General features: G+C 61.5%; 11 protein-coding genes. 6 read left to right on the top strand and 5 right to left on the bottom strand.

Annotated features, from left to right (window positions below; all coding sequences use genetic code 11):
• Positions 1–139: 139 nt before the first annotated feature.
• From J2X71_RS24160 to J2X71_RS24135, 6 genes are read left to right on the top strand one after another with little or no spacing between them, the layout of a single operon-like run.
• On the top strand, positions 140–670 hold the full coding sequence (locus tag J2X71_RS24160) for a hypothetical protein (RefSeq protein ID WP_310385949.1): 531 nt from the start codon (positions 140–142) through the stop codon (positions 668–670).
• A 28-nt stretch (positions 671–698) separates the two neighbouring features.
• Positions 699–2285 carry an ABC transporter substrate-binding protein gene (locus tag J2X71_RS24155; RefSeq protein ID WP_310385947.1) on the top strand — a complete coding sequence of 529 codons (1587 nt, stop codon included), beginning with the start codon at positions 699–701 and terminating at the stop codon, positions 2283–2285.
• Positions 2286–3368, top strand: a complete 1083-nt coding sequence (locus J2X71_RS24150; protein WP_310385945.1) for an ABC transporter permease — start codon at positions 2286–2288, stop codon at positions 3366–3368.
• Positions 3365–4222, top strand: a complete 858-nt coding sequence (locus tag J2X71_RS24145; protein ID WP_310385943.1) for an ABC transporter permease — start codon at positions 3365–3367, stop codon at positions 4220–4222. Before J2X71_RS24150 ends, J2X71_RS24145 begins: the two co-directional genes overlap by 4 nt.
• The gene (locus J2X71_RS24140; protein WP_310385941.1) at positions 4215–5039 is read left to right on the top strand and encodes an ABC transporter ATP-binding protein; all 825 of its coding nucleotides are present in this window, start codon (positions 4215–4217) and stop codon (positions 5037–5039) included. The genes J2X71_RS24145 and J2X71_RS24140 overlap by 8 nt, the downstream gene beginning before the upstream one ends.
• Positions 5036–5764: an ABC transporter ATP-binding protein gene (locus J2X71_RS24135; RefSeq protein WP_310385940.1), complete on the top strand. Its 729-nt coding sequence runs from the start codon at positions 5036–5038 to the stop codon at positions 5762–5764. Before J2X71_RS24140 ends, J2X71_RS24135 begins: the two co-directional genes overlap by 4 nt.
• On the opposite strand, the gene J2X71_RS24130 is transcribed toward J2X71_RS24135, so the two are convergent.
• The 5 genes from J2X71_RS24130 to J2X71_RS24110 form a co-directional block, all read right to left on the bottom strand.
• Positions 5765–7867 (bottom strand): beta-galactosidase, encoded by a 2103-nt coding sequence (locus J2X71_RS24130; RefSeq protein WP_310385938.1) that lies wholly within the window; start codon positions 7865–7867, stop codon positions 5765–5767. It abuts the gene before it with no gap.
• A 108-nt stretch (positions 7868–7975) separates the two neighbouring features.
• The gene (locus J2X71_RS24125; RefSeq protein WP_310385936.1) at positions 7976–8851 is read right to left on the bottom strand and encodes a 2-hydroxy-3-oxopropionate reductase; all 876 of its coding nucleotides are present in this window, start codon (positions 8849–8851) and stop codon (positions 7976–7978) included.
• Positions 8852–8858: 7 nt separating this feature from the next.
• A complete protein-coding gene (otnI, locus tag J2X71_RS24120) occupies positions 8859–9638 on the bottom strand; it encodes a 2-oxo-tetronate isomerase (protein WP_310385934.1) in 780 nt (259 codons plus the stop codon).
• A gap of 10 nt (positions 9639–9648) precedes the next feature.
• Positions 9649–11358, bottom strand: coding sequence for an ABC transporter ATP-binding protein (locus J2X71_RS24115; protein ID WP_310385932.1), 1710 nt, complete (start codon positions 11356–11358; stop codon positions 9649–9651).
• Between the two features lie 10 nt (positions 11359–11368).
• Positions 11369–12556 (bottom strand): ABC transporter permease, encoded by a 1188-nt coding sequence (locus tag J2X71_RS24110; protein ID WP_310385931.1) that lies wholly within the window; start codon positions 12554–12556, stop codon positions 11369–11371.
• Between the last annotated feature and the right edge of the window lie 8 nt (positions 12557–12564).

Genomic DNA, 12564 nt, shown 5'->3' with positions numbered 1-12564 from the left:
TGTGACGAAAAGTTCGTTTTTGCCGGTAACGTTCGGCGGAATATTTTTCGTCAAAAGGCGGAAAAGCTGGATGAATATGGACTGCACAATATCTCGCCACCTCGTTAGCCTTTATCGCACAAAGAAAGAGCAATCCGGCATGAGCCAGCTTCCCCATATCGATTACGACACCGCTTCCGAAGAGATTCGAGCAGCGCATGACGAGGAAGTGCGGGTTCGCGGCAACATGACCAACATGAAGCGGACGTTGCTGCATTCGCCGCAGGCACACCGCATCTATGCCGAATGGTTCACGCTCAGGGCCGAACTCAATCCTGCCATCAGCGACCGCGAGATATGGATCTTCTCGCATTCGATCTCCACGGCGCTGAAGTCCGACATTGCCATTACCTTCTTTCGCCGGGCGCTGATCAAGAACGGGTTCAATCCCGATGCCTTGGAGTTAAGCGATACGGAACGACTGCTTAAACGTTTTGGCGCGGCAATCGTCGCCGATTCCAATGCCATTCCTGCCGATATCTGGGCCGAGTTGAAGGCACGATACGAGACCAAGGTGCTAGTCGATCTCGTCGCCTTTGCCGGCATCATGATTGCCACTGCCGTCTACATCAATGTTGTCGAGGTCGATTTCGACCCCGAGCTTGAGGCTTTCGCCGAAGGCGCCACCTAACTTTTTCATCACCCGAGGGGAGTTTTCCATGTCCATCATTACCAGCCGCGCCAAGCTGCTCAGCACTGTCTTCAGCCTTGCCCTGGCATTCAGCGCGCCGGCCGTTCACGCCGAAACGCCTGCGAATGTGCTCGTCGTCGCCCAGTCGATCGACGATGCCGTCAGCTTCGACCCGGCCGAAGGCTTCGAGCTGACGACTGTCCAGTCCTTCAACAACATCTACCAGCGCCTCGTGCAGTCCAACCGCGATGATGGCACGAAGATCGAGGCTGCACTTGCCGCTACCTGGGAAGCCGGCAGCGATGGCAAGAGCCTGACCTTCGCGCTTGATGATGCCAAGTTTGCGTCTGGCAATCCGGTTCGCCCCGAAGACGTGATCTTCTCGCTGACGCGCGCCGTGAAGCTCAACAAGTCGCCGGCCTTCATCCTTAACGAACTCGGCTGGAAGGCCGACAATGTCGATGCCGCGATCACCAAGGTTGACGACAAGCATGTCAAGCTCACCTGGACGGCGGATGTCGGCTCCGGCTTCGCGCTGTCGATCCTCACGGCGCCGATAGCCTCCATCGTCGATGAGCAGACAGTTTCGCCGCAGGCCAAGGACAATGATTTTGGCAATGGCTGGCTGAAGACTAATTCGGCCGGCAGTGGCGCTTACACGATCGCCACCTACACGCCGCATGAGGCGCTGGTGCTGCAGGCCAATGCCAATTCGTCAGATAAGCCGACGCTCGAAAGCGTCATCATCCGCAACGTGCCTGATGTTGGCGCCCGCCGCCTGCTCGTCGAGCAGGGCGATGCCGATATCGCCCGCGGCCTGTCTGCCGACCAGATCGAAGCGCTGAAGGACAAGAGCGGCATCAAGGTGCTCTCCGTTCCCTCCGCCCGTCAGGACTATATCCTGCTGAACAGCAAGGCGAACCCGACGCTCGGCAACCCGGCTTTCTGGGAAGCGGCACGTTACCTCGTCGATTATGACGGCATCACCAAGAACCTGCTGCGCGGCCAGAGCAGCGTTCACCAGGCCTTCCTGCCGAACGGCTTCCCCGGCGCGCTCAGCGACACGCCTTTCAAGCTCGATGTCGAGAAGGCAAAGAAGATCCTTGCCGATGGCGGCATCAAGACGCCGTTCAAGATCGAATTCATCGTCTTCAACGACCAGCCGTTCCTGTCGATCGCCCAGTCGCTGCAGTCCACCTTCGCTCAGGCAGGCATCACGCTCGATATCCAGCCGGGTGTTGCGAGCGACATCTATGCCCGCGGCCGCGCCGGCAAGTTCGAGATGACGCTGCGTTACTGGATCCCGGATTATTTCGACGCGCACTCCAACGCCAGCGCCTTTGCGATCAACAAGGACAACTCGGCCAATACGGTTGCCAAGCAGGCCGGCTGGGTGATCCCGGAACTGACCGACGAGACGCTCGCCGCCGTAAAGGAACAGGACGCCGCCAAGCGCGCTGCGCTCTATCAGGATCTGCAGAAGAAGGTTCAGGCAAGCTCGCCCTTCGTTTTCATGCTTCAAGGCAATGACCAGGTCGTGCTAAGCGACAAGGTGAAGAACTATGCCCAGGGCCTGAACGCAGACCAGGTCTATTACGACAAGGTAGCAAAATAAGTGCCGCAAACGGCAACGACAGATAATGCCGACATGACCAACTCCCGCCAGCGCAACAGCTGGCGGGAGTTGTCGTTCGTCTGGTCGCTTTCGAAATGGCTGTGGTCCTTTGCGCTGACGCTCTTCGGGCTGGCACTGGTGACCTTCGCAATGACGCGGTTATCGCCGATCGATCCGGCGCTGCAACTCGTCGGCGACCATGCCAGCCAGTCTACCTATGAGCAGGCGCGGCTGGAGCTTGGGCTGGACCAGCCGCTGCCGGTGCAGTTTTCCCGCTATGTCGAGACGGCTTTGTCAGGCAATTTTGGCCAGTCGATCTCGACGGGCCAACCGGTCGCGAAGGACATTGCCCGGACGTTCCCGGCAACGATCGAGCTTGCGACAGCGGCGATCATCCTCGGCGCGGTTATCGGTCTTGCGCTCGGTATAACCGCCGCCATGCGGCAGGGGACATGGGTGGACGGGCTTGCCCGTTTCGTGTCTCTCTTCGGCTATTCCGTGCCGATCTTCTGGCTTGGCCTGTTGATGCTGCTGCTGTTTTATGCCCGACTGCACTGGGCGCCGGGGCCGGGCAGGGCGGATGTCATCTTTCAATATACGGTCAAATCCGTCACCGGCTTTGCGCTTGTTGATACCTGGATCTCGGGCAAGGCGGGTGCCTTTCGCGACGCGCTGGCGCACCTGGCACTGCCGGCGATCGTGCTGGCCCTCCATGCGCTCGCCGCTATTTCGCGGCTGACGCGGGCCGCGATCCTTACCGAACTCGGGCAGGAATATGTGACGACGGCGCGCGCCAAGGGCGCGAGCCTCGGCCGCATCGTCTTCATCCATATCCTGCCGAATATTTCCGGGACGCTGCTGACAGTGATTGCTCTTTCCTATGCAAGCTTGCTGGAAGGCGCAGTGCTGACCGAGACCGTCTTTGCCTGGCCTGGCATCGGCCGGTATCTGACCACGGCGATGTTTGCCGGTGACATGCCGGCGATCCTCGGTGCGACGCTGGTCGTCGGGGCCTCCTTCGTGCTTCTCAACGCGCTGACCGATCTCGGCGTGGCGCGGCTGACTGCGGGGACGAAGCGATGAGCGCGATCGTCCAGGCGCCGCTCGGCGGCCCATCCTTCCTGCGTCGCGTACTGCGCTCGCCTTCGGCCACGGTGGGCGGTGCAGTCGTGCTTTTCATTCTGGCACTTGCGCTGCTGGCGCCGCTGATTGCGCCCTATGATCCGAACCTGCAGGAAACGGCCAATCGCCTGATGCCGCCTGACGCCGCGCACTGGTTCGGCACCGATGGTTTCGGCCGGGATATCCTGTCACGCATCGTCTATGGCGCGCGGCCGACGCTGCTGCTGGTGCTCGTCGTCGTGCTGTTGATGGCGCCGCTCGGCATTCTCGTCGGCATCCTCTCGGGTTTCTTCGGCGGCATCACCGAGCGCGTACTGATGCGGATCACCGATATCGTCATGTCCTTCCCGCGGCTCCTGCTCGCCTTCGCCTTCGTCGCCATCATGGGGCCGGGGCTCATCAATGGCGCGTTGGCACTGGCGCTGACGAGTTGGCCCGCCTATGCGCGCCAGGCCCGCGTCGAGACGGCGGCGTTACGGCGCAGCGATTATCTGGCGGCGGCCGAAATGGTTGGTATCAGAGGCGTGCGGCTGCTCTGGGGGCATATCCTCCCACTGGTGCTGCCTTCGGCGATCATCCGTCTGGCGCTCGATCTCTCGGGCATCATCCTTGCGGCTGCCGGTCTCGGTTTTCTCGGTCTCGGCGTGCGTCCGCCGACGGCGGAGTGGGGTTCGATGGTGTCGGAGGGAACACAGGTGATCTTCGATCAATGGTGGGTGGCGGCCGTACCGGGCTTTGCCATTCTGATCACCTCCTTCGCCTTCAACCTGCTGGCCGATGGCCTGCGCGATATCCTGGATCCGCGCCATGACTGAGCCGCTGCTTTCCATCGAGGATCTGTCGATCGCCTTTCCATCCGAGGCAGGGCCAGTGCGTGTCGTCGATGGCATTTCCTTCTCCGTCGGTCGCGAGGTCGTGGCGCTGGTCGGTGAATCCGGCTCCGGCAAGTCGATGACGGGCCGGGCGATCATGGGTCTATTGCCGCGTCGGGCCGAGGTGAGGGCAAAGCGTCTCGCCTTCGACAGGGAGGAGCTGACGACGCTGTCCGCGTCCGGCTGGAACAGGTTGCGCGGTAGTGGTCTCGGGCTGATTTTGCAGGATCCGAAATATTCGCTGAATCCGGCCCATAAGGTCGGCAGGCAGGTCGAAGAGGCGCTGCTTCTGCACACGAAACTATCGGCTGCCGAGCGGCGCGAGCGGGCGCTCGATATGCTGGACAAGGTCGGTCTTCCGGATCCGAAGCGGATCTATTCCAGCTATCCCGCTTCCCTCTCGGGCGGCATGGGGCAGCGGGTGATGATCGCGGCCATGCTGATCAACCGGCCGAAACTGCTGATTGCCGACGAGCCGACCTCGGCTCTGGATCGCGGTCTGCAGGACCAGATCCTGACGCTGCTGCGGTCGCTGACGGAGGAACTCGGCATGGGACTTCTGCTCATCAGCCATGATCTGCAGCAGGTCTCGCGTTATGCCGACCGCGTCATGGTCATGCGGCATGGCAAGATCGAGGAGCAGATGGCGTCCGCCGATCTTGCCAATGCGAAATCGGATTATACGCGGGCGCTCTGGGCGGCGCGGCCTTCGGCTGCGACTTACGGTACGCGGCTGCCGGTTTACGGAGACGAGGCATGAGCGCGCTCTCCGTTTCCGATCTTTTCGTGACCTTCCAGAGCAGCGGCAAGGGTTTTACCGCCGTGCGTGGTGTCAGCTTCGACGTTGCGCCGGGCGAGACGTTCGGGCTGATCGGTCCCTCCGGCTGCGGCAAAACGACGGCGCTGCGTGCTGTTGCCGGGCTGAACACCAATTGGCAGGGCTCCATCACTGTCTTCGATGAGGCGCTGCAGCCGGCGCATAAGATTACCGGCGCGTTGCGATCCAATATCCAGATGGTGTTTCAGGATCCTTATTCGTCGCTGCATCCGCGCCATCGCGTTTCCCGCATTCTCGGCGAGCCGCTAGTCTTGCGGGGCGTCCGCAATGTCGAGGATGAGGTTCGCATCGCGCTCGATCAGGTCGGCCTGCCGGCCGCCGCAGCTGGACGATATCCGCACCAGCTTTCCGGCGGACAGCGGCAGCGCGTGGCGATTGCGCGTGCGCTGCTCTTGAAGCCGAAGCTGCTGCTGCTCGACGAGCCGACCTCGGCGCTGGATGTCTCGGTCCAGGCCGAAATCCTCAACCTGCTGAACGACCTGAAGTCTTCGCATGGTATGACCTTCGTGCTCGTCAGCCACGATCCCGGTGTCGTTGCGCATATGTGCGACCGGGCCGTGCTGATGCAGTCCGGTCGCATCGAAAGCGAACTCGACCGCGCCGCGCTTTCGCAAGGCGGCTGGGTCGAACAGCTTGCCCTCCACTAGTCAGGCGATTGGCAGGATCAATACGTCGCGAGCCGGCACCTCTATGCGGCCAGCATCATAGGCATGGTTCACCGGCCAGGCGGGCTTGCTGCCCGACAGTTTTCCATCTGCGAGAGTGACTGTTGTCGTCTGTACCTTACGCGTCGGATTGACCAGCCAGAGGAAGCTTCCCTTCTCGCCCTTGTGGATTCGGGCGAAGACCGCATCATTGGAAAGCGTCGCATGACGCGCCCTGCCGCTCCATTTCACCAGTTCGGCGAAGAAGGTGGCGTTGGCCTTGCCATCGGTGCGATAGAAGGCGACCGACGGGTTGGTGCCGATCAGCAGGGTACGGCCCTCGCCAAAGCGGTTTTCGACGATGGCAAGACGTCCGCCGTCGAAGGTGCCGCGGCCGGTGCCGCCGGTCAGGCGGTAGGATTGCAGGAGACCGCCGCCATCGACGGCGGTTTCGTCGAACTTGAAGTGGATGCGGTTGCCGATATCAGGCATGAACTCCACTTCTTCTTCACGGGCGCCGAAGACTTCATCGAGGCCCATATTCGGCTGTACTTCACCGACATGGCCGCGGTCACCGAAATAGCCGGGGCAGGCTTCGGCAATCAGCGTGCCGCCCTTTTCCACCCAGGCCTTGAGGCGCGATGCCTGCTCGGCGGTGAACATGATCGGGTAGGGGAAATAGAGGAAGTCGTAGGCGTCGATATCATCGATATGCACCCAGTCCGGCTGCAAGCCATGACCGAGGAAGGCGCGATAGGCGCCCCACATGGCTTCCGGATAAGGCTTTTCCTTTCGGTCATAGTTCAGCAGGTAATCCCATTCCTGTGTTTCTGGGACCACGAGAATGCCGATCTCACCACGAACAGGCTTTGCGTCCCAGAGTGCCTTCTGCGCCGGATCATTCGCCCATTTCGCCATGGCGCTTTGCATATCGGAACGCGGCGTGCGGCTGCCGTCCATGCCATAAGCACCGAAGGCGCCAAAGAGTGGGCCATCGAGCAGCGGGCGCCAGCGCAGGTTCAGGACGCCGCGAGCGCCGCCGGCAAAGGAGGTCATGCTCCAGATGCGGATATCCTCGGGCTCAGCGACACGACCGTCTTCCTTGTCGCGGCCGATCACCTGCGGCTGCAGCCAGAGCGGGCCGCCCTGACGCTCGGCATGCCAGAAAGGCTTGCCGCGGGCAGCGGCGCGGTTGATATCGACGCCGTACCAGGTCTTCCACGGCTCCGTGCCCTTACGGGCCTGGATCCAGGTGAAGCCGTAGATTTCCACCTTGGCGGCGGCGAGCCAGTCGTCGCAGCCATTGGCAGCCATGTTTGGGATCGCGCCGGAAATGCCGTGCGCGGCAATGACGTTCTTCTGGTCGACGGCGCGGATCGTATCGATGCGCCACTGCATCTGGCCATAGAAGTTGTCGCGCTTGAACTGCAGCCAGTCGATGCATTCAGGGTAGGGCGCCATATGGACCGGCGGCTCGATATTGTCCCATTCGGCATAGCTATAGCGATGCCATGCCTTGGCGAGCACGTTCAGGCTGCCGTATTTCTTCTCCAGCCATTTGCGGAACGCGGCCTTGGCATAGCTGCTGTAATCGACATCGGCGGAATAGTTGACCTCGTTCCAGACGTCGTAACCGTAAATCGCTGGATGGTCCTTGTAGCGGGTGGCGAGTGCCGTCAGGAACTTGCCGGCGGCTTCCTTCACTTCCGGGCAATTTAACGTCAGCGCTCCGGCGCCGCCGCCATTGTTGGAAAAGCCGCCGGTCGCGGCCGAGACACCCATGTAGGAACCGAGCTTGGTGCCGTCGGCATTGACCTGCAGCGCATCGGCATATTTTCGGACGGCCCAATCCGGCACGGCATGAATGAGTTCGGCGATGACGGTCTTGATGCCGTTCTTGGCGGCAAGATCGAGCTGGCGGTCATATTCTTCCCAGTCGTAGACGCCTGGGGCGACTTCAATTGCGCTCCACATGAACCAGTGGCGGAAGATGTTCAGGCCATCTTCGCCCGCCGTCGTGTAGTCGCGCTCCCAATCGTCGCGCGGTGGATTGGACTTGCGGAAATAGACGGCGCCGAAAGGGAATTGGATATCGTTTCTGAGCATTGTCCTGTCCTTTTCTATTGATGTCCGGACATGGCTTCGCCGTCCGGAGAAGCGGCTCCGGCAGGGGGCAATCGAAGATGTCGTCCGGGTGTTCTAGGTGGTCCTGATCTAGCGCGGCCCTCCGGCAAGGAGCTCAAGCGTGCGGATAAGGGCGGAATGGTCGCGTTCACCATCGCCATTGGCGATCGCGGCATTCATGAGCTGCTGGGTGGCGGCCGTGTTCGGCAGCGAAAGGTCGAGCGCGCGAGCGGCATCGACGGCGAGCGTCATGTCCTTGCGGTGCAGGCGGATGCGGAAGCCCGGTTCGAAAGTCTCCTTGACCATACGTTCGCCGTGTACTTCGAGAATGCGCGAGGCGGCAAAGCCACCCATTAGGGCCGCGCGCACCTTGGCCGGATCGGCGCCGGCGCGTTTGGCAAAAAGCAGCGCTTCGGAGACGGCCTCGATGGTGAGGCCTACGATGATCTGGTTGGCGACCTTGGCCGTCTGGCCGTCACCGACGCCGCCGACCAGCGTGATGTTCTTCCCCATCTTTTCAAACAGCGGCCTGGCGCGCTCAAAGGCTGCTTCCTTGCCGCCGATCATGATCGTCAGCGAGGCGGCTTTGGCGCCGACTTCACCGCCGGAAACGGGAGCGTCGACATAATCGCAGTCGAGCGCTTCGACGCGCCTCGCGAACTCCTTGGTGGCGACGGGCGAGATCGAGCTCATATCGATGACCAGCTTGCCGGCCGAAAGGCCCGCGGCCACCCCGTTCTCGCCGAAGAGGACCGCTTCGACATCAGGCGTATCCGGCAACATCAGGATGATGATGTCGGAGGCTTCCGCGACGGCCTTGGCGCTGGCAGTTGCCTTGCCGCCCTTGGTGACGAGATGCTGCGAGGCTTCCTTCACGCGGCTCAGATGCAGCGTATGGCCGGCATCGATCAGGTGTTCCGCCATCGGGCGGCCCATGACGCCCAGTCCGATAAAACCGATATTCATGTCACGCTCACTTCCGATAGGGTTTCATCCAGGTCAGGCCCTCGCTGGTGCCGGCCCTCGGCTTGTATTCGCAGCCGACCCAGCCGTCGTAGCCGAGGCGGTCGAGTTCGGAGAGGATGAAGCCGTAGTTGATCTCGCCCGTGCCGGGTTCGTTGCGGCCGGGATTGTCGGCGATCTGCACATGGGCAATCCTGTCCTTCAGTCTTGTGAAGGTCGGGATGAGATCGCCCTGCATGATCTGCATGTGGTAGAAATCGTACTGGATGTAGAGATTGTCGGAGCCGACCTTGTCGAGGATGCGCTCGGCATGATCGGTCGTCGACAGGAAGAAGCCGGGAATATCGCGTAGGTTGATCGGCTCGATCAACAGCTTCACACCCGCATCGGCCGTGCGCCGCGCTGCATATTTCAGGTTCTCCACCAGCACTTTTTCCAGCGTTTCGAGATCGGCCCCCTTTGGCACGAGGCCGGAGATGACGTTGACCTGCGGGCATTCGAGCGCCTTGGCGTAGTCGAGGGCGAGTGAGATGCCGCTGCGGAATTCCTCGACACGATCCGGCAGGCAGGCAATGCCGCGTTCGCCGCCAGCCCAGTCACCCGACGGAACGTTGAAGAGGGCCTGCTTCAGGCCGTTTGCCTTGAGCGCATCGGCGACCTTTTCCTTCGGTTCGGCATAGGGGCCGAGATATTCGAGCGCGCCGAAACCATCCTTTGCGGCGGCGGCGAAACGATCCAGAAAGGCAAGATCCTGATAGAGGAAGGAAAGATTGGCGGAAAATTTCGGCACTGGAACATCCTCAGGCATTGGCGGGAGCGACGAACCGATGCCGGTGCAGCATGCGCTTGTCGCGTGGGTCGGGATTGGGAACGGCTGAAATGAGGCTCTTCGTATAGGCTTCCTGCGGCGCGGTGCAGATCTGCTCGGCCTCGCCGAGTTCGACGATCTTGCCGCGATGCATGACGGCCACGCGGTCGCAGAAATAGCGTACCACGGAAATATCGTGCGAAATGAAGATGAAGCTGAGGTTCAGCCGCTGGCGGATATCGAGCAGCAGGTCGAGGATCTGGCTGCGGATGGAAACGTCGAGTGCCGAGGTCGCTTCATCGGCGATGATGATGCGAGGATCGAGCGCTAGCGCCCGGGCAATGCCGATGCGCTGGCGCTGGCCGCCCGAAAAGGCGTGGGGATAACGCTCCATGCCCATCGGATCGAGGCCGACGAGGCGCATCAGTTCGGCGACGCGGTCCTCCAGCGCTTTGCCCTTGGCGAGGCCGTTGACGATGAGTGGATCGGCGATGACTTCCTTGACGGTCATGCGCGGATTGAGCGAGGCGAAAGGATCCTGGAAGACGAGGCGGACTTCGCGATGGAAGTTGCGCAGGTCCTTCTTGCCGAGCTTGGTCACGTCGGTCTCACCGCCATCCTTGCCGCGGTATAGGACGGTGCCGGTCGTCGGCTCGACGGTGCGCAGGATCAGGCGGCCGAGTGTCGTCTTGCCGGAACCGCTTTCGCCGACGATGCCGAGGTTTTCGCCGGGATAGAGATCGAAATTGGCGTCATCGACGGCACGCAGCGTATTGGCATTGCCATGCCAGCCGAAGATCTTGCCGAGATTGCGCACCGACAGGATGGGCTGCGGCGCTTCCGCTGAGAGGGCGATGGCCGGCAATCGACCTTCGACGTGATGCGTCAGCTTCACCGTCGAGGCCAGCAGTTGGCGCGTATAGGGATGGGTAGCGGCGTGATAGATGGCGTCGACCGGGCCGCGCTCGACAATATGGCCGAAGCGCATGACGGCGACTTCATCCGCCACTTCGGCCACAATGCCCATATCGTGGGTGATGAGCAGCATCGCCATGCCGCGATCGACCTGTAGGCGCTTGATCAGGTCGAGGATTTCGGCCTGTGTCGTCACGTCTAGAGCGGTGGTCGGCTCGTCGGCGATCAGGATATCGGGATTGCCGGCAAGCGCCATGGCGATCATGGCGCGCTGGCGCATGCCGCCTGAGAATTCGAACGTATAGCGGTCGGCCATCTTGTCGGGATTGGGGATTTCCACCTGCCGCAACAGCTCGACCATGCGCGCACGCGCCGCCTTCTTGTCGAGATTGCTATGCAGGCGGATCGCCTCGATGATCTGCGAGCCGATCGTGTGGACCGGTGAGAGCGAACTCATCGGCTCCTGGAAGATGAGGCCGATGCGTCGGCCACGGATCTCCCGCATGGCGCGGCTGCCAGGGGCAAGGGTGGCGATGTCGGTGATCTCGCTGCCGTTGCGCAGCAGAATGCGGCCGCCGACGATGGTGCCGGGTTTATCGACGATCTGCAGCAACGAGCGGGCCGTTACGCTCTTGCCAGAGCCGCTTTCGCCGACCAGGCATAGCGTCTGGCCGCGCTTGAGCTGGAAGCTGACATCTTCGACAGCATGCAGGATATGCGTGCGCAGGCGGAAATCGATCGAGAGATTTTCAACCGAGAGGACGACATCTTTTGGAAGATCGGTCATGGCTTCCTCCTCAATTGTCATAGGGATCGGCTGCATCGCGCAGGCCGTCGCCGAAGAAGTTGAAGGACAGGACGGCAATGACGACCGCGAGCGATGGCCAGATCAGCAGCCATGGCGCGGTTGCGACCGTGCGAATGTTCTGGGCATCCTGCAGCAGCACGCCCCAGCTGACGACCGGTGGCTTGAGACCGATGCCGAGGAAGGAAAGCGAGGTCTCGGCAACGATCATCGTCGGCACGGCAAGCGTGACGACGGCGAGGATGTGGCTTGTCAGCGAGGGCAGGATATGGCGGAAGATCAACCGCGCCTCGCTCGAACCGTCGAGCTTTGCGGCCGTGACGAAATCTTCGCTGCGCAGCGCCAGGAAGCGCCCCCGCACTTCGCGGGCAAGGCTCGTCCAGCCGAGCAGCGAGACGATGATGGTGATGACGAAATAGACGTTAACCGGTGACCATGTCAGCGGGATTGCCGCCGCAAGGCCGAGCCAGAGCGGAATGGTGGGCATTGCACTGACGACTTCGATGACACGCTGGATCAGCGTATCGACCCAACCGCCGTAGAAGCCAGAGATGGAGCCGAGCACCACGCCTAGTACCAACGACATGGCAACGCCAACGAGGCCGATCGACATGGAAATGCGCGTGCCGTAGATCAGCCGGGTGAGAACGTCGCGGCCGAGGCGGTCGGCGCCGAGCAGATACATGGGATCATTTGCATTGATCGGGCCGATGAAATGCGTGGTCATAGGGATCAGGCCCCAGAGCTTGTAGGCTGCGCCTTTGACGAAGAAACCGATCGGCACGACTTTGCTGTCGTCGACGACGAAGGTACGTCTCAACGCCACCTTGTCGATCTCCACCTTGTAACCCTTCACATGGAAATTGAATTCCGAACTGCCATCTGGCTTCTCCACGAAGAAGCTGAAGCCCTGTGGTGGAGCGTAGGTATATTGCGGCTTTGATGTCGCGGGGAGCGACGGTGCCAGGAATTCGGCAAAGAGTCCGACGAGATAAAAGAATAGAATGATCGCGCCGGCGACCATCGCCACCTTCTGGCGGATCAACTTGCCGGCAATCAGCCGCCAAGGACCGACGGCAGCGGTCGATACGGTCTTGCCCTCTTTCAGCGGGCTGATCGAGGGGCCGTCGGCGACGACGCTCAGGGGGCCGGTATGGGTTGCAAATGTTTCGTGTGTCATCGGCGCCT

Origin of the sequence: Rhizobium sp. 1399 (assembly GCF_031455475.1) — a bacterium.
Classification (GTDB): Bacteria; Pseudomonadota; Alphaproteobacteria; order Rhizobiales; family Rhizobiaceae; genus Rhizobium.
Note: the sequence above shows the minus strand (reverse complement) of the source record. Positions and strands in the feature narration are given on the sequence as shown.